General features: G+C 70.3%; 16 protein-coding genes and 1 tRNA gene. 4 read left to right on the forward strand and 13 right to left on the reverse strand.

Features of this window, described 5'->3' with window-relative positions; genetic code table 11:
* Positions 1-15: 15 nt before the first annotated feature.
* From rplA to gabT, 12 genes are all read right to left on the reverse strand, one after another.
* Positions 16-705 (reverse strand): 50S ribosomal protein L1, encoded by a 690-nt coding sequence (gene rplA, locus ABXJ56_RS02780; protein ID WP_353998208.1) that lies wholly within the window; start codon positions 703-705, stop codon positions 16-18.
* A gap of 14 nt (positions 706-719) precedes the next feature.
* The gene (gene rplK / locus ABXJ56_RS02785; protein WP_053548103.1) at positions 720-1,151 is read right to left on the reverse strand and encodes a 50S ribosomal protein L11; all 432 of its coding nucleotides are present in this window, start codon (positions 1,149-1,151) and stop codon (positions 720-722) included.
* A gap of 217 nt (positions 1,152-1,368) precedes the next feature.
* Entirely contained in the window at positions 1,369-2,199 is an 831-nt protein-coding gene (locus ABXJ56_RS02790) for an endonuclease domain-containing protein (RefSeq protein ID WP_353998209.1), read from the reverse strand.
* A 336-nt stretch (positions 2,200-2,535) separates the two neighbouring features.
* A complete protein-coding gene (gene nusG / locus ABXJ56_RS02795) occupies positions 2,536-3,570 on the reverse strand; it encodes a transcription termination/antitermination protein NusG (RefSeq protein ID WP_353998210.1) in 1,035 nt (344 codons plus the stop codon).
* A gap of 82 nt (positions 3,571-3,652) precedes the next feature.
* Complete coding sequence (secE, locus tag ABXJ56_RS02800) at positions 3,653-3,925, reverse strand: preprotein translocase subunit SecE (protein WP_353999950.1); 273 nt, start codon at positions 3,923-3,925, stop codon at positions 3,653-3,655.
* Between the two features lie 45 nt (positions 3,926-3,970).
* Positions 3,971-4,043, reverse strand: a tRNA-Trp gene (locus ABXJ56_RS02805).
* Positions 4,044-4,204: 161 nt separating this feature from the next.
* Entirely contained in the window at positions 4,205-4,642 is a 438-nt protein-coding gene (locus tag ABXJ56_RS02810; protein ID WP_353998211.1) for a pyridoxamine 5'-phosphate oxidase family protein, read from the reverse strand.
* A gap of 82 nt (positions 4,643-4,724) precedes the next feature.
* On the reverse strand, positions 4,725-6,086 hold the full coding sequence (locus ABXJ56_RS02815) for an NAD-dependent succinate-semialdehyde dehydrogenase (protein WP_353998212.1): 1,362 nt from the start codon (positions 6,084-6,086) through the stop codon (positions 4,725-4,727).
* A 35-nt stretch (positions 6,087-6,121) separates the two neighbouring features.
* Entirely contained in the window at positions 6,122-7,672 is a 1,551-nt protein-coding gene (locus ABXJ56_RS02820) for an APC family permease (protein ID WP_353998213.1), read from the reverse strand.
* Complete coding sequence (locus tag ABXJ56_RS02825; protein ID WP_353998214.1) at positions 7,669-8,559, reverse strand: universal stress protein; 891 nt, start codon at positions 8,557-8,559, stop codon at positions 7,669-7,671. Before ABXJ56_RS02825 ends, ABXJ56_RS02820 begins: the two co-directional genes overlap by 4 nt.
* Complete coding sequence (locus ABXJ56_RS02830) at positions 8,556-9,917, reverse strand: flavin monoamine oxidase family protein (RefSeq protein ID WP_353998215.1); 1,362 nt, start codon at positions 9,915-9,917, stop codon at positions 8,556-8,558. Before ABXJ56_RS02830 ends, ABXJ56_RS02825 begins: the two co-directional genes overlap by 4 nt.
* A gap of 99 nt (positions 9,918-10,016) precedes the next feature.
* The gene (gabT, locus tag ABXJ56_RS02835) at positions 10,017-11,375 is read right to left on the reverse strand and encodes a 4-aminobutyrate--2-oxoglutarate transaminase (protein ID WP_353998216.1); all 1,359 of its coding nucleotides are present in this window, start codon (positions 11,373-11,375) and stop codon (positions 10,017-10,019) included.
* Between the two features lie 104 nt (positions 11,376-11,479).
* Between gabT and ABXJ56_RS02840 the strand changes: the two genes are divergently transcribed.
* Entirely contained in the window at positions 11,480-13,039 is a 1,560-nt protein-coding gene (locus ABXJ56_RS02840; protein ID WP_353998217.1) for a PucR family transcriptional regulator, read from the forward strand.
* Positions 13,040-13,054: 15 nt separating this feature from the next.
* Positions 13,055-14,455: an NAD(P)/FAD-dependent oxidoreductase gene (locus tag ABXJ56_RS02845; protein ID WP_353998218.1), complete on the forward strand. Its 1,401-nt coding sequence runs from the start codon at positions 13,055-13,057 to the stop codon at positions 14,453-14,455.
* Positions 14,456-14,554: 99 nt separating this feature from the next.
* Here ABXJ56_RS02845 and ABXJ56_RS02850 read toward each other — a convergent pair whose 3' ends face one another.
* A complete protein-coding gene (locus ABXJ56_RS02850) occupies positions 14,555-16,036 on the reverse strand; it encodes a helix-turn-helix domain-containing protein (protein WP_353998219.1) in 1,482 nt (493 codons plus the stop codon).
* A gap of 136 nt (positions 16,037-16,172) precedes the next feature.
* Between ABXJ56_RS02850 and aceB the strand changes: the two genes are divergently transcribed.
* Positions 16,173-17,828 carry a malate synthase A gene (aceB, locus tag ABXJ56_RS02855; protein WP_353998220.1) on the forward strand — a complete coding sequence of 552 codons (1,656 nt, stop codon included), beginning with the start codon at positions 16,173-16,175 and terminating at the stop codon, positions 17,826-17,828.
* Between the two features lie 28 nt (positions 17,829-17,856).
* Positions 17,857-19,452: an isocitrate lyase gene (locus ABXJ56_RS02860; protein WP_353998221.1), complete on the forward strand. Its 1,596-nt coding sequence runs from the start codon at positions 17,857-17,859 to the stop codon at positions 19,450-19,452.
* Positions 19,453-19,514: the final 62 nt, after the last annotated feature.

Here is a 19,514-nt window from a genome sequence, read left to right on the forward strand (position 1 = left end):
GACGCGGACGCGAGGTCAGATGGCGTTGACGTCCAGCGGGATGCCGGGGCCGAACGTGGTCGACACCGCACCCTTCTGGATGTAGCGGCCCTTCGAGCTCGACGGCTTCAGACGCACGATCTCCTCGAGCGCGGCCGAGAGGTTCTCGTCCAGCTGCTCGGCGGAGAAGGACGCCTTGCCCACGACGAAGTGCACGTTGGCGTGCTTGTCGACGCGGAACTCGATCTTTCCGCCCTTGATCTCCTCGACGGCCTTGGCCGGGTTCGGGGTCACGGTGCCGGTCTTGGGGTTGGGCATGAGGCCGCGGGGGCCGAGCACCTTACCCAGACGACCGACCTGGCCCATGAGCTCCGGGGTCGAGACGGCGGCGTCGAACGCGGTGTATCCGCCGGCCACCTTCTCGATGAGCTCGGCGCCGCCGACCTCGTCCGCACCGGCCGCGATGGCGGCCTCGGCCGCGGGGCCGGTGGCGAAGACGATGACGCGGGCGGTCTTACCGGTGCCGTGGGGCAGGATGACGGTGCCGCGCACCATCTGGTCCGCCTTGCGGGGGTCGACCGAGAGCTTGAGGGCGACCTCGACGGTGGAGTCGAACTTCGCCGAACCGGTCTCCTTCGCGAGGGCGACGGCCTCGGTCGGGGTGTAGAACTTGTCCGCCTCGATCTTGGCGGCAGCGGCCTGGAAGGCCTTGGACTTAGTAGCCATGTTTCCTATCCCCCTCAGTCCTCGACCGTGATGCCCATGGAGCGGGCGGTGCCGGCGATGATCTTCGAGGCAGCGTCGATGTCGTTCGCGTTCAGGTCGGGCTGCTTGGCCTCGGCGATCTCGCGGACCTGGTCCTTCGTGAGCTTGCCGACCTTGACGGTGTGCGGCGTGGAAGAGCCCTTCTGGAGGCCGGCGGCCTTCTTGATCAGCTCGGCGGCCGGGGGCGTCTTCAGGATGAACGTGAAGCTGCGGTCCTCGTAGACCGTGATCTCCACGGGGATGACGTTGCCGCGCTGCGACTCGGTCGCGGCGTTGTACGCCTTGCAGAACTCCATGATGTTGACGCCGTGCTGACCGAGCGCGGGGCCGATCGGCGGCGCCGGGTTGGCAGCGCCGGCCTTGATCTGGAGCTTGATCAGGCCGGTCACCTTCTTCTTGGGTGCCATATCCTTGTCCTTTCCTCGAACCGGGTGCCGCGGCATCCGGTTCTCCCGCCTCTCGGGCCGTTCCCGAGCGCGGTGCGTCGCGCGCAAGGCGCAAACCACCCAAGAATACCGCATCCGGCGCCCTCGCCCGAACCCGCCCTCCCCGCGCAGGATGACGGACATGCGCACGATGACGGACGCCGGGGCCCGAGGTGGTCCGTGATCGTGCGCGTGTCCGTCATGCGGCGCGGTGGAGTCCCTGCGCCACCGCGCGCACGATCACGTCGTGCACCTCGGTCCAACGGGTCATGATCTGCACGAAGTCGATGCGGATGACGTGGTACCCCAGGAGCTTCAGCCGCGCGTCGTGCGCGATGTCGCTCCGCCGCTGCGCACCGACGTGGTGGCCGCCGTCGACCTGCAGGACGAGGCGATCGCCGATGAGGAAGTCGGCGGCGTGACCCGCGAGCCACACCTGCTGACGGATCGGCAGGCGGAGGAACCGCAGACGCACGGGGATGACGGTCTCGAGGCCCGAATCGGACAGGAGCGAGCACTCCTCCAGCAGCGCGCGGGCGTACGGTGCCAGCGGCAGGAGCCGGAGGGACTCCCGCACCACGAGCCCCTGCCGGAGGGCCGACTCCCACACGGCGAGCGCCTGCTCGTGCGGGCGACAGCGGGCGATGACCGCCAGGACGTTCTCGACGGGATCGACCAGGACGTCCGGATGGCGGGGCACGAGCGGGCGCGCCCAGTGCACCCGGGTCCCGTCGCTCACCTCGCCGATGTGCCTCTTCGGCGGCGCCGCCACATGGACGCAGCCGTCACCCTGCACCCAGAGCCCGAGCCGCTCGGCCTGCGTGACACACGAGAGCACGACTCCGGCGCGCGCCGCAGCCACGAGCAGCGGGTCCGCACCCGGGAGCGCGACCCACCCGTCCCGCGGACGCACCAGCACCCGCGCGGCGACTCGGCCCTCGATCGTCCGGCGCGACCACCCGCGTGCCCGGAGGGCGGACACACGCATCACGCCGCCGGCCTCGGCCACGGCGTCCGTCACCTCGTCCATACCCGTGAGCCTCGCGTACGAGGGCGTCCCCCAACCGCGTCGCCCCCGTCCTGGGGACAGCCCACGGCGCATCCGCGCCTGGGGAGGAGGATCGGCCCTAGCGAGAACACGGACATGTGCACGATGACGGACACCTCGCGGGCGCGGCATCCGTCATCGTGCGCATGTCCGTCAACAGGCACGAGCGGATGCCGCACACAAGCGAAAGCGCCCCGTCGGCGACGAGGCGCTTTCGCGAAATGAAGAGGAATCGGGTTTCGATACGCGGCCGCGCCGCTACTCAACCTTGACCCGATCGCGGATCAACGCCGCTTCGCAGCATTGATCCGCGACGCGTCACAGCTTGGTGACCTGGTCGAACGAGAGCTCGACGGGGGTCTCGCGCTCGAAGAGGGAGACGAGGACCGTGAGCTTGCCGCTCTCGGGCTTGATCTCGCTGATCGTGCCGGGAAGACCCGCGAACGAGCCCTCCTTGATGGTGATGGTCTCGCCGACCTCGAAGTCGACCTCGGCGGGAAGGACGCGGGACGCGGCCTGCTGACCCGGCTTGGTCGCGGCGCCCTTGGCGGGAGCGACGTCCTTGACCTCGACGAGCGACTTCAGCATGGTGAAGGCCTCTTCGAAGCGCAGCGGGGTCGGGTTGTGGGCGTTGCCGACGAACCCGGTCACGCCCGGCGTGTGGCGCACGACCGACCAGGTGTCCTCGTTCAGCTCCATGCGCACGAGCACGTAGCCGGGGATCCGGACGCGCGTGACCATCTTGCGCTGCCCGTTCTTGATCTCGACGACGTCCTCCATGGGGACCTCGATCTGGTAGATGTCCTCCTCGACCTCGAGGGTGGACTTCCGCTGCTCGATGTTGGCCTTCACCTTGCGCTCGAAGCCGGCGTAGGAGTGGATGACGTACCACTTGCCCGGGAGCATCCGCAGCTCGGTGCGGAACGCCTCGTAGGGGTCCTCGTCCTCGTCGGAGGCCTCGTCCTCGTCGGATGCCCCGCCCTCATCGTCGCCGTTCACGTCGGGCCCGTCGTATGGGGTCACGTCGTCGGCGTGCTCGGCCGCGTACTCCTCGGCCTCCTCCGCGATGGAGTCGTTGAGGACCTCGGCCGCGGCCTCGGCCTCGGCGGCCTCGTCGATGTGCAGGGCGTCGTTCACGATGGCGTCGGCCTCCGGGTCGGCGATCTCGATGTCGTCGAGGTCGGACAGATCCTCTTCGGGCTGGTCCTCCACGACGTGGATGGCGACGTGCTCGGCGGGGGTCACCGCGAGCTCTTCGGCCGCGAGCTGGTTGCCCTCCTGGGCCTCGTCATCCTCGGAGGACTGCTCGGCCGCGGTCGCCCAGTCGGCGTCGTCGACATATCGTTCCGTCACGTGCGTTCCATCTCCATCCGTCCGCGCGGGCGTCGCCGCCCCTCGCGTCGAGGCCCGCGAGATCGCGGGCGTGTGCGTGGGCTCAGGCGCCGCCGGGGATCCCGAACACGTACTGCGTGATCGCCACGAACAGCACGTCCAGGCCGTAGACGATGGCCATCATGACCACGACGAAGCCAAGAACGACCCCGGTGTACTTCACCAGCTCCTTGCGGGTGGGCGTGACCACCTTGCGGAGCTCGGCGAAGACCTGACGGATGAACAGCGCGATCCGCGCGAACACGTTCAGCTTCTTCCCCTGGGAAGTGCTGCCGCCCGCGGGGACGAGCTCGCCGTTCGGGTCGTCCTGAACCATCGATGCCACCTGATTACCTTCCGTGTGTCAGCTTCCGCTGACGCGCAGGGCGGACAGGAATCGAACCTGCAACCTGCGGTTTTGGAGACCGCTGCTCTGCCAATTGAGCTACCGCCCTAGAGACCCGGAGGCCTCGGGTGAAGTCGGCGTCTTCTCCGCGACCGCGGACGGATCCACGGCGGGCACGGCGAAGATTGCAGACTTCTACTGCACGCACCAGTGTACGGCATGCCTCCGCGACCTCCGAACCGGGGCGGCGGGGCGCGGGAGGGTCCGCGGCTAGTACTGCTGGATGCCGTACCGGTCGGGTTCGGGGCCCCGGTCGAAGGCGCGCCCGGTCACGACCCGCGGCATGACGCGGACGTAGGTGTACTTCAGCGTCGGGATCCAGGGCCGGAGTCCCAGGCCGTCCGCGCGCTCGACGGACGCGCTGTCGTCGAGCGCCTGCGCGTGGCCGCGCACGACGACGCTCCACGCGTGCTCCTCGGTGTGATGGTCCACTTCGAACAGGACCTCGTCGTTGACCGTCAGCTCGAACAGCTTCGACCCCTGCGCCGTGCGGAAGAGGATGCTCTCCCCGTCCACGACGTAGTTCACGGGGAAGATGTCCAGCACCTCCCCCACACGCGTGACGAGCCGTCCGAGCTCGGCCGCGCGCAGCCGCTCCCAGCACGCCTCGTCGTCGAGGACGGTCACGGGGTCATAGACGCCTTCCATGACCCCATGGTCCCGGCTGCGGTGGGATCGCGCCAGGGACCTTCGGCCCGGCTCGACGGATGCCGCGAGCCGGGCCGGTCGGTCAGCTCGCCGCGCGGATGAGCTTCTTGTTGACGAACTCGTCGGCCGCGAGGAGCCCCATCTCCCGCGAGGTGCCGGAGCGCTTTACGCCGCCGAAGGGCAGCGCCGGCTCGTCGGCGAGGACGAGGTTGATGTAGACCATGCCCGCGTCGATCCGGTCGGCGATCCGCGCGGCCTGCGCGGCATCCGTGGTGAAGACGTAGGAGCCGAGGCCGTAGCTGGTGTCGTTGGCGATCTGCACCGCCTCCTCCTCGGAGGACACGCGGTAGACCACGCCCACCGGACCGAAGAGCTCCTCGCGGTAGACGTCCATCTCGGGGGTGACGTCGGTGAGGACCGTTCCCGGGTAGAAGGCGTCGGTGCGGGTGCCGCCGGTGACCAGGCGCGCCCCCTGGGCCACGGCGCGGTCGACCTGCTCGGCGAGGCGCTCGGCCGCGGCCAGCGACGACAGGGGCCCGAGCACCGTGTCCTCGGCGAAGGGGTCGCCGACCCGGGCACCGGACATCGCCGCGGTGAACTTCTCCAGGAACGCCTCGTACAGCTCGTCGATGACGATGAAGCGCTTGGCGGCGTTGCAGGACTGGCCGTTGTTGTCCAGGCGCGCGTCGACCGCGGCCTGGACGGTGGCGTCGAGGTCGTCGGTGGAGAGCAGGATGAACGGGTCGGATCCGCCGAGCTCGAGCGCGACCTTCTTCAGGTGCCGTCCGGCCAGCTCCGCCACCGCCGATCCCGCACGCTCCGATCCGGTGACCGAGACGCCCTGGACGCGGCGGTCGGCGATGACGGTCGCGGCCTGGTCGTTGGTGGCGTAGAGGTTGATGTACACGCCCTCCAGGCCCGCATCCTCGTAGATCTTCTGGATCGCGGCGGAGGACTCCGGGCACTGCGGCGCGTGCTTGAGGAGGATCGTGTTGCCCACCACGATGTTGGGGGCGGCGAACCGGGCCACCTGGTAGTAGGGGAAGTTCCACGGCATGATCCCGAGGAGCACGCCGAGCGGCGACCGGCGGATGAACGCGGGACCCTCGCCCTCGATGTCCAGCGGCTGGTCGCCGGTGATCTTCTCGGCCTGGTCGGCGTAGTACTCGGTGATGTCGGCGGCGAAGTCGACCTCGCCCTCCGCCGCGGCGAGCGGCTTGCCCATCTCCCGGACGATGATCGCGGCGAGCTCGTCGCGGCGCTCGCGATGGAGCTCGGCGACGCGGCGGATGCCGGCGGCGCGCTCCGCCACCGGAACCTCGCGCCACCGACGGTAGGCGCTGTCCGCGGCGGCGATCGCCGCCTCGAGGTCGGCGTCGCTGATGGTCGGATAGGTGGCCAGGGTCTCGCCCGTGGCGGGGTTGACGACGGCGTAGTCACTCATGTTGTTCTCTCCGATCGTTTCGGTACAGTCTGCCGTCACCGGCGCGTGCGGCGCAGGCTCTCGGGGGCGTCCATCGTCAGGGTCTCGCCGCGGAAGAACGCCGGGCGCTTGATGGCCTGCCAGATCATGATGACCACGCCGAGCAGGATCACGGTGACGCCGAGGATGAACACCAGGCCCACCCCGCCGATGTTCGAGCCGCTGCCGTAGTCGGGGTCCATCGAGTCCACGAGGGTCTGCACGAACAGCACCAGCAGGATCACGCCGCCCACGAGCGGGAACAGCAGAGTGAAGAAGATCCCGCGGACCGAGTCGAACCACTGCTTGCGGAAGTACCACACGCACGCGAACGCGGTGATGCCGTAGTAGAAGCAGATCATCATGCCCAGCGCGGTGATGGTGTCCCACAGCACGTTCTCGCTGATGAAGCGCATCACCGCGTAGAACCCGGAGGCGACGATCGCCGAGACGATCGTGGCGTAGCCCGGGGTGAAGAAGCGGGGGCTCACCCGGGCGAAGGATGCCGGGAGGGCGCCGTAGTGCCCCATCGACAGGAGCGTGCGGGCGGGCGAGACGAACGTGGACTGCAGCGACGACGCCGAGGAGGTGAGCACCGCCAGCGACACCAAAAAGGCCAGCGGCCCGAGCACCTGACCCGACAGCGCGAAGAAGACGTTGCTCTGGATGTCCTCGTTCCCGAGCCCGTACTCCCCCGTGCCGACGCCGGCGAACATGATGAGCGAGACGGCGAGGAGCAGGTACAGCGAGACGATGATGAGGACCGTCAGGGTCGCCGCCCGGCCGGGCGTCTTCTCGGGGTCCTTCGTCTCCTCGTTCATCGTGAGGGTGACGTCCCATCCCCAGAAGATGAAGATCGACAGCGACAGACCCGCCACGATCGCTGAGAAGTCGCCGACGGCGAACGGGTTGAACCAGGAGAAGTCGAAGGGTGTGGCGTCGAAGGCGTTGCCGGTGAGCATTTCGACGATGGCCGCGATCGCGAAGACCAGGAGCACCAGCACCTGGAAGCCGACCAGGAAGTACTGCAGCTTCTGGGTGGTCTGCATGTCGCGGTACGACACCAGCGTCGCCCCCAGGACGAACAGCAGACAGACGGCGACGTTGATGAACGGGTTGAACGCGAGATCGGCGATCCCGGGCTGTCCGGTGATCTGCGCGATCAAGAGGAAGAGGAACTCCACCGCGATGCCCGCGAGGTTCGAGAGCACGAGGATGGTCGCGGCGATCAGCCCCCAGCCGGCCATCCAGCCGACCCACGGGCCGAAGGCGCGGGCGCCCCAGGTGAACGACGTGCCGGCATCCGGCATGGCGCGGTTGAGTTCGCGATAGCCGAAGGCGACCAGGAGCATCGGGATGAACCCGAGCAGGATGATGCCCGGCACCTGCACGCCGACCGCCGAGACCGTGGGGCCGAGCGCCGCGGTCAGGGTGTACGCCGGCGCGATGCAGGAGATGCCGATGATGACGGCGCCGATGAGGCCGACGGTGCCGGCACCGAGCCCCTTGCTCGACAGTCCGCCGGTCGGGGCGGCCTCGCCCGCCAGCGGCTTCTCGGGTGCGCTCACTTCTGACCCTCTTCCTTGCGCGTGCGGGGCACGACCATCATGGGGACGGGGAGTTCGTGGAGCATCTTCGCCGCGGTCGAGCCGAGGAACAGGCGCTTGGGCTGCGCGAGTCGGCTCGAGCCGACCAGGACGATCTCGCCGGGTTCCCATTCGAGGTGCGAGACGGCGTCCTCGATGCTCTCCCCGCGGGCCACGACGACCTCGCTGGCGCTCTCGGCGCGGAGGGCGGCCTGCGCGGTCTGGAGGACCTGATCGGCGTGCGCGGCGCCGGCGATGCGGATGACGCCGGTGTCGACGGATGCCGGGAGGTCGACCGTCACGAGCGAGAGCAGCCGCACCGACGCTCCGGTGGCGGCGGCGAGGGACGCGGCCTCCTCGATGAGGGCGTCCGCGCCCGGGCGGGTGCCGACCGCCACGGTCAGCCGCGGGACGCCGGCATCCGCCGGCGCCTTGCGCGCGCCCTTGGGAACGAGGATGACGGGGATGTCGGAGACGTGCAGCAGTTCGTTCGTCGTGGTGCCCAGGCGATGCCGGCCGCGGCGTCCGCCGTCGGCGGCGCCGACGACGATGTGCGTGGCCGACAGCTCCTCGGCCGTCTCCAGGAGCCCTTCGCCGAAGGACTCGGCGTAGCGGACGTGCTCGGCGTGCTCCACCCCGTCCGGGACCGCGGATGCCGCCTCGGCGAGCCACTCGCGCGCCTGGCCCTCCAGGTAGCGGTCGTACGCGGCGTTGGGCGGCGTGATGACGCTCCGGCCCTCCGCCGGCAGGATCTGCACGAGGTGGACGTCGGCACCGGATGCCGCGGCGAACCGCGATGCGAAGGCGACGGCATCCTTCCCGGCCTTGGTCGCGGTGTAGCCGACGACCAGGCGCAGCCGCCCGGTCATCGGCGGGCCTCGTCGAGGATGTTCTGCGCGACCAGGCGCCCCATGCGGATGGCTCCGTCCACGTGCTGGTACCCGGCGCCGGCCATGTCGCTGCAGGCGAAGTGGATGGGACCGACGGGGGTCCGCAGGTCCGCACCATAGCGGGTGAGTCCGCCGAGGTCGAAGCTCGCCGCGTACGCTCCGCGGGTCCACTCCTCGGCACCCCAGTCGCTCTCGTAGTACACGAGGGGATCCTTCGCCTCCGGGCCGAAGTAGTTCGCCAGCGACGCCAGGATCCGCTCCTTGCGCTCCTCGGCCGAGACGCGGAAGAGGTCGTCGGCGTTGCGGTCGGAGACGAAGCCGACGAGGGTGCCGCGCTCGTCGCCGTGGTTGGTGTTGTCGTAGGCCTCGTGCGAGAGCTCGTAGGGGCTGAACGCGGTGCCCGACAGGCCCTTGTCCCGCCAGAACGGGCGGTCGTAGACGGCGTGCACCTTGATGACGAAGCCCATCGAGATGTGCTGGTGCAGCTGCTGCTTCAGGCGGGGCAGCGGCGGGTCGAACTCGATCCAGGGGTACAGGATCGGCGCGTGGGCGAGGATGACGTAGCGCGCGCGGACGACCATGCCGTTGTCGGTGACGATCGTGACGCCGTCGCCGGACGTCTTGACCTCGGTGACGGGCTGCTCGAGGAAGACGTCGTCGCCGAGGCGCTCGGCGAGGAGGAGGGGGACCTGCTGGAGGCCCCCGACGACGCGCTCGTCGAGGATGTAGTCGGCGTCCACGAGGTGGGAGAAGCTCCCCGCGCTCGCGGCCATCAGCAGCGCCTGCAGGGCCGAGAAGGCGTAGGCGGGCTTGGTGAGCATGGCGCCGGCGATGAAGAGGGCGATGTTGTCGCGCGCCTCCTGGTCGTCGGTCTCCTGCTCCAGCCAGGCCTCGAACGAGATGCGGTCGAGCTCCTCGGCGTCCGGACGGTCCCACGGGCGGTCCGGGTCGGTCTCGGCGACCATCGCGTCGAGCTTGTCGATGAGGCGGACGAGCTCCTTCTCGGTCTCCGGCTTCACCGGGAAGATCTCCCCGGTGAAGAGCGTGCGCTCACCGGCGGAGTTGATGTAGACCGATTCGCCCTCGCGGTACCGGGAGTAGGTCTCCAGCCCGAGCTCGGCGATGGTCTCTTTGAGCGCCTCCTGGTCGGGCGAGACCCACTGTCCGCCGATCTCGAGCATCGCGCCCTCGATGACGTCGGTCCACAGGCGCCCGCCGACCCGCTCGCGGGCCTCGAGCACCGCCACCGACAGCCCTGCTTTGCGCAGTTCGTGGGCGGCGGTGAGACCGGCGGCGCCGGCGCCGACGATCACGACGTCGCGCGTCACCTCGTTCATGTTCGTCTCCTCAGCTCTCCCGCGGATGCGGGGGGTCGATCGTGCGGAGACGGAACGCTCTCGCGACGATGCGGGGGCAGTGGGTGGGAAAAGGGCCGATCAGTGCGCCGCGAGGGCGGCGGCGATGACGTCCAGGCCCTCGTGGAGCAGGTCGTCGGGGATGCTCAGCGGCGGGAGGAAACGGATCACGTTCCCGTAGGTGCCGCAGGTGAGCACGATCACGCCCTGCGCGATGCAGGCCTTGGCGATCGCCGAGGTGAGGGTGCCGTCGGGATCGCCGGTTTCGGGCACGACGAACTCGACCGCGACCATGGCGCCGCGCCCGCGGATGTCGCCGATGCGCGGGTCGGAGGCCTGCAGCTCGCGCAGGCGCCCGGTGAGCACGGTCTCGATCTCCCGCGCGCGGGCGGGCAGGTCTTCGCTCTCGAACACCTCGATCGCCGCGAGCGCCGCGGCGCAGGCGATCGGGTTCCCGCCGTAGGTGCCGCCGAGCCCGCCGGTGTGCGCGGCGTCCATGATCTCCGCGCGCCCCGTGACGGCCGCGAGCGGGAGTCCCGCCGCGATGCCCTTGGCGGTGGTGATGAGGTCGGGGACGATGCCGAACAGCTCGGACGCGAACATCGCGCCGGTCCGACCGAAGCCGGTCTGGATCTCGTCGGCGATGAAGACGACGTCGTTGCTGCGGCACCAGCGGAGGAGGTGCTCGAGGAATCCGTCGGCCGGGACGATGAACCCGCCCTCGCCCTGGATGGGCTCGATGATGATCGCGGCGAGGTTCTCGGCGCCGACCTGCTTCTCGATGACCGAGATGGCCTTGCGTGCGGCATCCGCACCGCTGAGGTTGCCGTCGCGGAACGGGTACGACATCGGCGCACGGTAGATCTCGGAGGCGAACGGGCCGAAGCCGCTCTTGTACGGCATCGACTTCGCCGTCAGGGCCATCGTGAGGTTCGTGCGCCCGTGGTAGCCGTGGTCGAAGGCGACGACGGCGTGCTTCTTGGTGAACTTGCGCGCGATCTTGATCGCGTTCTCCACGGCCTCGGCGCCCGAGTTGAACAGCGCCGACTTCTTCTCGTGGTCGCCCGGGGTGACGCGGTTGAGGGCCTCGGCGACGGAGACGTACGACTCGTACGGCGAGACCATGAAGCACGTGTGCGTGAACTGCGCGACCTGCGCGGTGACGGCCTCGACGACGCGGGGGTGGGCGTTGCCGACCGTGGTGACGGCGATCCCGGACCCGAGGTCGATGAGGGAGTTGCCGTCGGCGTCGACGACGACACCTCCGCCGGCCGCGACCGCTTCGATCGGCGCGGTGTGTCCGACCCCGGACGCCACGGCGGCGGCCTTGCGCGCGAGGAGCTCCTGGGAGCGGGGACCCGGGATCTCGGTGACGAGGCGGCGTTCCTGGGGCAGAGAGGGCCCGCCCACCGGGGCGGCAACGGTGTCGATCGCGGTCATGTCGGCGAGCGTACGGGGGTGGGTGCACGGCGCACACCTGACCGGATGTACATTTTTCCCTACCTGCTGTACGCCCCGTACAGCCGTGCGATCGACGGAGGGCCATGACCACGGATGCCGACGCCCCGACCCTGCGGGCGCTGCTGAGTCGACCGGACCTCCAGCTGCGCCTGGCCGGCGACACGCGCGGTGACGCCCTCGACCGGCCGGTCCGGTGGGTTCACAGCTCCGATCTGGACGACCCGACCCCGTTCCTCTCCGAGGGGCTCGTGCTGCTGACCACCGGCACCCAGTTCGACGGCGCGGGTGACGAACGCGCGCCCTACCGGGACTACGTCCAGCGGCTGTCCGCGCGCGGCGTCGTCGGCCTGGGGTTCGGCACGGAGGTCGTCCGCGACGGCATCCCTCCCGCTCTCGAGGAGGCGTGCACGACAGCGGGCATGCCGCTGTTCGAGGTGCCGTACCGGACGCCGTTCATCGCCGTGGCACGGGCCAACGCCGAGGCCATCGCCGCGCAGGCCTACGCCCGCCGCAGCTGGGCCCTCGCCGCGCAGCGGGCCATCGCCCTGGCCGCCCTCCGCCCCGATGGGCTCGGAGCGACCGTCGCAGAGCTCGCCCGACAGCTCGACACGTGGGTGGGCATGTTCGACGCCGCCGGCGAGCTGGTCCGGGAGCACCCGGTCGGCGCGCTGGACGCCGTGACGGCCGCGTCCCTGCGCGACGAGGTGGGCGGGGTGCTCCGCCGCGGGGCGCGCGCGGGCTCGGCGCTGCGCATCGGCGAGGGACCGTTCTCGCTGCAGACCCTCGGGCGAGGCGGACATCTCCGCGGGGTGATCGCGATCGCGGCGGGCGATCTCGATCAGGAGGGCCGCGGTGTCGTCACGGCCGTCATCGCCATGGCAGGCCTCGCGCTCGAGCAGCAGCAGGGCCTCAGCCGGGCCCGCAGCGCGCTGCGCGCCGGCCTCATCCAGTCCCTCCTCACCGGCGACCCCTCGCTCGCGCGCAGGATCGCACGCGAGATGTGGGGGGCGCTCCCCGCGTCGCCCGTCGACGTCGCCGTCACCGAGGTCCTCGCGGGGGACGGCGCGCGGGCGACGGCGAGCGCCCGCGCGCGCCTGGATGCCATCACCGAGCTCCTCGAGCTGCGCGGCGATGAGCGACGCGGCACGCTCTTCTTCGGCCGCGTCGAGGGGGCGCTCGTTCTCGTCGTCCACGCCGGCGAGCGCGCGGTGATCGAGGAGATCGCCGAGCGGTTCGAGATCCGGATCGGCGTCTCCGAGCCGACGGGCTACGACGGCGTCGCGGCCGCCCTCGATCAGGCGCGCGTCGCCCGCGACCGGGGCACGGCATCCGTCACGGAGTTCACCGAGATCGGTCGGGCGGGCGTCCTCTCCGCCCTGTCCGCGGACGCCCGCGCCCTCGCGGACGCACAGCTGCGCCCCCTCGTCGACTACGACCGCGATCAGGGGACCGCGCTGCGGGCGACCCTCCGGGCGTGGCTCGAGGCGGACTGCTCGCACGAGGCCTGCGCCCGGGCCCTCGGAGTCCACCGGCACACCGTCCGCACCCGGCTCGCGCACATCGAGCGTGTGCTCGGGCTCGACCTCGGGTCCTTCCCCGTGCGCGCCGAGCTGTACGCCGCGTTGCGCGCGGCGGAGGGCTGAGGACATGATGACCGCATGAGCAGCGCGACGAGGACCGGCGGCGTGGCGGACGGCGGTGTGCCCAACGGGGACGTGTCGTGGTGGTGGCGTTCGGTCGGCGGCTCACCCGCGCCGCGACCCGCACTCGCGGGGGACATCGACGTGGACGTCGCCGTGGTCGGCGCCGGGTACACGGGACTGTGGGCGGCCTACTACCTCAAGACCCTGCAGCCAGACCTCCGGGTCGCCGTGCTCGAGCAGCGCTTCGCCGGCTTCGGCGCGTCCGGCCGGAACGGCGGGTGGCTCACGAACAGCGTCACCGGCGGTCGCGCGCGCTACGGGCGAGGGCCCGGCACCGCACAGCAGCGGGCCCTGAACGCCGCGGTCGACGAGGTGATCGACGTCGCCGAGCGCGAGGGGATCGACGCAGACATCGTCCGCGGCGGCGAGTTCGAGGTCGCGCGCACCCCCGCCCAGCTCGCCCGTCTCCGCGCCGCCGCGCGCGCCGAACAGGACTGGCCGGACACCGATGTCGAGGAGCTGGATGCCGCATCCGCGACGGCCCGGATCGGCGTGGCCGGGACGCTCGGGGCGATCCGGCATCCGCACTGCGCGCGGGTGCACCCGGTGAAGCTCGTGCGCGGACTCGCGGCGACGGTGGAGCGCCTCGGGGTGACCATCCACGAGGACACCCGCGTGCGCGAGATCGCCCCCGGCCGCGCGGTCACCGACCGCGGGACGGTGCGCGCCGCGCACGTGCTCCGCGCCACGGAGGGGTTCACCGCCGACCTCCGCGGCGAGCACCGGACGTGGCTGCCGATGAATTCCTCGATGATCGTCACGGAGCCGCTCCCCGCCTCCGCCTGGGCGGAGATCGGCTGGGCGGGGCGCGAGACGCTCGGCGACTTCGCGCACGTGTACATGTACGCCCAGCGCACCGCCGATGACCGCATCGCCTTCGGCGGTCGGGGCGTGCCCTACCGCTTCGGTTCGCGTGTCGACACCGACGGGTCGACGCAGGAGCGCACCATCGCCTCGCTCACCGCGCTGCTGCGCGACTTCTTCCCCGTCGCGGCGGACGTGCCCGTCGCGCACGCGTGGTCGGGCGTGCTGGGGGTCCCGCGCGACTGGGCCGCGACCGTCGGCCACGACCGGAGCACCGGCCTCGGCTGGGCGGGAGGGTACGTCGGCACCGGCGTCACCGCCACGAACCTCGCCGGCCGGACGCTCGCCGACCTCGTGCTCGGCCGCGACACCGATCTCACCCGTCTGCCGTGGGTGGGGCACCGGGCGCGACGCTGGGAGCTCGAGCCGCTGCGGTTCCTCGCGGTCCACGCGATCTACGCCGCCTACCGGAGCGCTGATCGGATGGAGGCCGAAGGCTCCGCGCGCACGGCATGGCCGGCGCGGGTCGCGGACCTGATCGCCGGACGCTGAGCGACGGCATCCGGAGACAGGCGATCAGCCGCGAACAGGACGGATGCGCCCGCATCCTCCTGTTCTCGCCGACTCACCTGTTCCGGCGAGGCGCGCGCCTCACCCGCGCGGGGCGTGGGCCTCCAGGAACTCGTAGACGTCGGTGGTGTCCACGCCGGGGAACGCGCCGGTGGGGAGGGTCGCCAGGAGCGTCCGCGGGGTACGGACGTTCGGCCACGCGTATTCGCGCCACGACGCCTCGAGATCCGCGGGGGCGCGGCGACAGCAGACCTCGACCGAGTGCTTCGAGACTCCGCGGTGCGGGGTGTCGCGGCCGAGGAACCACTTCGTATCGTCGAAGCGGACCCCCACCGACACCGAGTGCGCGCCCTCGCTGGAGAGCTCGACACGGGCGGTGCACCAGTACGTCCCGTTCCCCGTGTCGGTGTACTGGTAGTACGGGTTGAAGTGGTCGTCCTCGTCGAAGACGACGCGTGAGGTCCACTTGCGGCAGCACATCTGCCCCTCGATCGACCCGAGGCGATCGGTGGGGAAGTTGACGTCGTCGTTCTCGTACGCCTTCGTGATCGTGCCCGACTCGTGCACCTTCAGGAAGTGCACCGGGATGCCGAGGTGCACGGTCGCGAGGTTCGTGAACCGGTGCGCGGCGGTCTCGTACGACACCGAGTACGCGTCACGGAGGTCCTCGATGGACACCGCCCGGCGCCCCTTGGCCTCGAGGAGGAACGGGACGGCGTGATCCTCGGGGATCAGCAGGGCCCCGGTGAGGTAGTTCGTCTCGACCCGCTGGCGGAGGAACTCCGCGTAGCTCGTGGGTTCGGTGTGCCCGAGGATGCGGCTGGAGAGCGCCTGCAGCACCGCGGTCCGCGGGTCGCCCTTCGAGGCCAGGCGGCTGGAGAGGTAGAGCCGACCGTTCTTGATGTCGGCGACGCTGCGGGTCGTCTGCGGCAGATCCGGCACGTAGTGCAGCGTGAATCCGAGGTGCGCGGCGATGTCGGATGCCGTCCGCTGGGTCAGCGGCCCGCCGGGGTGTCCGACCGCCGCCAGGATCGCGAGCGCCTGCTCCTCCAGATCCGGAAAGTGGTTGTTCTGGGTGCGCATGAGACGGCGGAGCGCGACGTTCGCACGGCGGGCCTCCTCGGGGGTGGCCGCCCGTTCGTCGCGCAGCCGTTCGATCTCGCCCTGCAGCGCGAGCATGGCGCGGAGGGCGTCGTCGGGGACGGTCTTGCCGATGCGGAACGGCTCGATCCCCAGCGCCTGGAACGTCTGCCCCCTCATGGCGCGCTCGAGGGCGATCTCCATCGTCGCCCGCTCGTCGAGGGGCTCGGATTCGAGGAGCGCGTCGAGGGTCGTCCCCAGCGCGCGCGCGATCTGCCGCAGGAGCGTCAGCTTCGGCTCGCGCCGGCCGTTCTCGATCATCGAGAGCTGACTCGGGACGCGCTCGACCGCGGCGGCGAGGTCGTCCAGCGTCATGCCGCGTGCGGTCCGCAGCTGTCGGATGCGGCGGCCGATGGTGAGGGAGTCCACCTCTTCATCGTCGGTGGCGTCGGGCCCGACATCCCGGCTCTGGATGATCGACATGGCGGGATTCTGTCACGTTTGTCGAATATTCGGAAAAGTTCACACCCGGATTCGTCATGTTCAGGGTGGATATTCACCGCACAGTGGAGTCACCGCGGAACCCTCACCGCGGATCCGCTCACAGGAGGACACAGACATGACACCTGCAACCGCCACACTGACCGCCCCCACCACGGCGCCGGCGCCGGCCGTCCAGGTCCTCGGCCGGATGGGCCCCCGCTACGACGAGATCCTCACCCCCGAGGCACTGGACTTCCTCGCCGAGCTGCATCAGCGGTTCGGCGGTCGGCGGCACGACCGCCTCGCCGACCGCATGCGCCGCCGCTTCGAGATCGGCAACGGCCACGACCCGCGGTTCCGCGACGACACCGCGCACATCCGCGAGGACGCGGAGTGGCGGGTCGCCGGGGCGGGGCCGGGCCTGGAGGACCGCCGGGTGGAGATCACCGGGCCCACCGACCCGAAGATGACGATCAACGCGCTGAACTCGGGCGCGCGGGTGTGGCTGGCCGACCAGGAGGATGCGACCAGCCCCACATGGAAGAACGTGATCGAGGGCCAGCTGTCGCTGCGCGACGCGATCCGCGGCGAGCTGACCTTCACCAGCCCCGAAGGCAAGACGTACGAGGTCACCGCCGAGCGCACCCCCACCATCGTGATGCGCCCCCGCGGATGGCACCTGAGCGAGGCGCACCTGCGGTTCACCGACCGCGCGGGCCGAGAGATGGCGGCCTCCGGTTCCCTGGTCGACTTCGGCCTGTACTTCTTCCACAACGCGCAGCGCCTCATCGACAGCGGCCGCGGCCCGTACTTCTACATCGCCAAGCTCGAATCGAGCGAGGAGGCGAAGCTCTGGGACGACGTCTTCACCTTCAGCGAGCGGTATGCGGGTCTGGCGCACGGGACGATCCGGGCGACCGTGCTGATCGAGACGTTGCCGGCGGCCTTCGAGATGGAGGAGATCCTCTTCGAGCTGCGCGACCACTGCGCGGGGCTCAACGCCGGACGCTGGGACTACATCTTCTCGATCATCAAGAACTACCGCGGCCGCGGTGCCCGCTTCGTCCTGCCGGACCGGAGCGAGGTCACCATGACGGTGCCCTTCATGCGCGCGTACACGGAACTGCTCGTGAAGACCTGCCACAAGCGGGGCGCCTTCGCGATCGGCGGCATGAGCGCGTTCATCCCGAACCGTCGTGACCCCGAGGTCACGGCGCGGGCCTTCGAGAAGGTCGCCGCCGACAAGAAGCGCGAGGCCGGCGACGGCTTCGACGGAACGTGGGTGGCGCATCCCGACCTGATCCCCACCGCGATGGCCGAGTTCGACGCCGTCCTCGGCGACCGCCCCAACCAGGTCGACCGGCAGCGCGAGGACGTCGCGGTGACGGCATCCGATCTGCTCGATGTCCACATCGGCCGCCCGGTGACGGCCGAGGGCGTGCACGCGAACGTGTCGGTGGCGATCCGCTACATCGAGGCGTGGCTGCGGGGCCTCGGCGCGGTCGCGATCGACAACCTGATGGAGGATGCCGCCACCGCCGAGATCTCGCGGTCGCAGGTGTGGCAGTGGATCCATCAGGACCGCTCGACCGCCGAGGGCGACCTCATCACGCGCGAGTACGTCGAGGCGCTCATCTCGCGCGTACTGGAGGAGACCCCGCGCCGCGACGGCGACCGGTTCGACGATGCCGCCACGATCTTCCGCGACGTCGCCCTCGGCCGCGAGTTCCCCGCCTTCCTGACGCTTCCCGCCTACGCGAAGTTCCTCGTCGACGTCGACGAGACCGCGTGACCGACCTCTCTCCCGCAAAGGACACGACATGACCCTCTACCAGGACGACATCGCCGCCATCCGCTCCTTCAAGGACCGCCACGGCGCCGGCTGGAACGCCATCGATCCCGAGTCGGTGGCCCGGATGCGGGCGCAGAACCGGTTCCGGACGGGCCTGGACATCGCCCGCTACACCGCCGAGATCATGCGGCGCGACATGGCCGAGTACGACGCGGACTCCTCGGTGTTCACCCAGTCGCTCGGGGTGTGGCACGGCTTCATCGGGCAGCAGAAGCTGATCTCGATCAAGAAGCACCTCAAGAGCACGAACAAGCGCTACCTCTACCTCTCCGGATGGATGATCGCCGCGCTCCGCTCGGAGTTCGGGCCGCTGCCCGACCAGTCCATGCACGAGAAGACCGCGGTCCCCGCGCTCATCGAGGAGCTCTACACGTTCCTCCGTCAGGCCGACGCTCGGGAGCTCGACCTGCTGTTCACGAAGCTGGATGCCGCGCGGGCTGCGGGCGACGAGACGGCGGCGGAGTTCATCCAGACCCAGATCGACACGTACGAGACCCACGTGGTGCCGATCATCGCCGACATCGACGCCGGCTTCGGCAACCCCGAGGCGACGTACCTGCTGGCGAAGAAGATGATCGAGGCGGGCGCCTGCGCGATCCAGATCGAGAACCAGGTGTCGGACGAGAAGCAGTGCGGCCACCAGGACGGGAAGGTCACCGTCCCGCACGAGGACTTCCTCGCCAAGATCACCGCCGTCCGCTACGCATTCCTCGAGCTCGGCATCGACGACGGCGTGATCGTCGCCCGCACCGACTCGCTCGGCGCGGGGCTGACGCAGAAGCTCGCGGTCACCCGCGAGCCCGGCGACCTGGGCGACCGGTACAACGCGTTCCTGGACGTCGAGGAGATCTCCGCGGACCAGCTCGGCAACGGGGATGTCGTCATCACGCGCGACGGCACACTCGTCCGACCGAAGCGGCTGCCGAGCAACCTGTACCGGTTCCGCCCCGGGACCGGAGAGGATCGCTGCGTCCTGGACTGCATCACCTCGCTCCGCAACGGCGCCGACCTGCTGTGGATCGAGACCGAGAAGCCGCACGTCGAGCAGATCGCGGGGATGATGGACCGCATCCGCGAGGTGATCCCGAACGCGAAGCTCGTCTACAACAACAGCCCCTCGTTCAACTGGACGCTGAACTTCCGCCAGCAGGCCTACGACCTGCTCGCAGCGGAGGGGGCCGATGTCTCCGCGTACGACCGGGCCGAGCTGATGAGCCCCGACTACGACGACACCGAGCTCGGTCGCCTGGCGGACGAGAAGATCCGCTCGTTCCAGAAGGACGGCTCGGCCCGCGCCGGGATCTTCCATCACCTGATCACCCTGCCGACCTACCACACGGCGGCCCTGTCGACCGATGACCTCGCGAAGGGCTACTTCGGAGACGAGGGGATGCTCGCCTACGTCCGAGGGGTGCAGCGTCGCGAGATCCGCGAAGGCATCGCCACGGTCAAGCACCAGAACATGGCGGGCAGCGACATCGGCGACAACCACAAGGAGTACTTCGCCGGGGATGCGGCGCTGAAGGCCGGGGGCGCGCACAATACGATGAACCAATTCGGCTGACGTCCGGGGCGGTGCGGGCCGGAGGGGAATCCCCGGCCCGCACCGCCGCGCGCCGGCCCGGC

The sequence above is a fragment of the Microbacterium aurantiacum genome, from assembly GCF_040532595.1.
Taxonomy (GTDB): Bacteria; Actinomycetota; Actinomycetes; order Actinomycetales; family Microbacteriaceae; genus Microbacterium; species Microbacterium chocolatum_B.

Excerpts from the sequence above, each read along its gene's own strand:
- rplA (WP_353998208.1), bottom strand. The coding sequence starts at position 705 with ATGGCTACTAAGTCCAAGGCCTTCCAGGCCGCTGCCGCCAAGATCGAG.
- rplK (WP_053548103.1), bottom strand. The coding sequence starts at position 1,151 with ATGGCACCCAAGAAGAAGGTGACCGGCCTGATCAAGCTCCAGATCAAG.
- ABXJ56_RS02790 (WP_353998209.1), bottom strand. The coding sequence starts at position 2,199 with ATGGACGAGGTGACGGACGCCGTGGCCGAGGCCGGCGGCGTGATGCGT.
- secE (WP_353999950.1), bottom strand. The coding sequence starts at position 3,925 with ATGGTTCAGGACGACCCGAACGGCGAGCTCGTCCCCGCGGGCGGCAGC.
- ABXJ56_RS02810 (WP_353998211.1), bottom strand. The coding sequence starts at position 4,642 with ATGGAAGGCGTCTATGACCCCGTGACCGTCCTCGACGACGAGGCGTGC.
- ABXJ56_RS02815 (WP_353998212.1), bottom strand. The coding sequence starts at position 6,086 with ATGAGTGACTACGCCGTCGTCAACCCCGCCACGGGCGAGACCCTGGCC.
- ABXJ56_RS02825 (WP_353998214.1), bottom strand. The coding sequence starts at position 8,559 with ATGACCGGGCGGCTGCGCCTGGTCGTCGGCTACACCGCGACCAAGGCC.
- ABXJ56_RS02830 (WP_353998215.1), bottom strand. The coding sequence starts at position 9,917 with ATGAACGAGGTGACGCGCGACGTCGTGATCGTCGGCGCCGGCGCCGCC.
- gabT (WP_353998216.1), bottom strand. The coding sequence starts at position 11,375 with ATGACCGCGATCGACACCGTTGCCGCCCCGGTGGGCGGGCCCTCTCTG.
- ABXJ56_RS02840 (WP_353998217.1), top strand. The coding sequence starts at position 11,480 with ATGACCACGGATGCCGACGCCCCGACCCTGCGGGCGCTGCTGAGTCGA.
- ABXJ56_RS02845 (WP_353998218.1), top strand. The coding sequence starts at position 13,055 with ATGAGCAGCGCGACGAGGACCGGCGGCGTGGCGGACGGCGGTGTGCCC.
- ABXJ56_RS02850 (WP_353998219.1), bottom strand. The coding sequence starts at position 16,036 with ATGTCGATCATCCAGAGCCGGGATGTCGGGCCCGACGCCACCGACGAT.
- aceB (WP_353998220.1), top strand. The coding sequence starts at position 16,173 with ATGACACCTGCAACCGCCACACTGACCGCCCCCACCACGGCGCCGGCG.
- ABXJ56_RS02860 (WP_353998221.1), top strand. The coding sequence starts at position 17,857 with ATGACCCTCTACCAGGACGACATCGCCGCCATCCGCTCCTTCAAGGAC.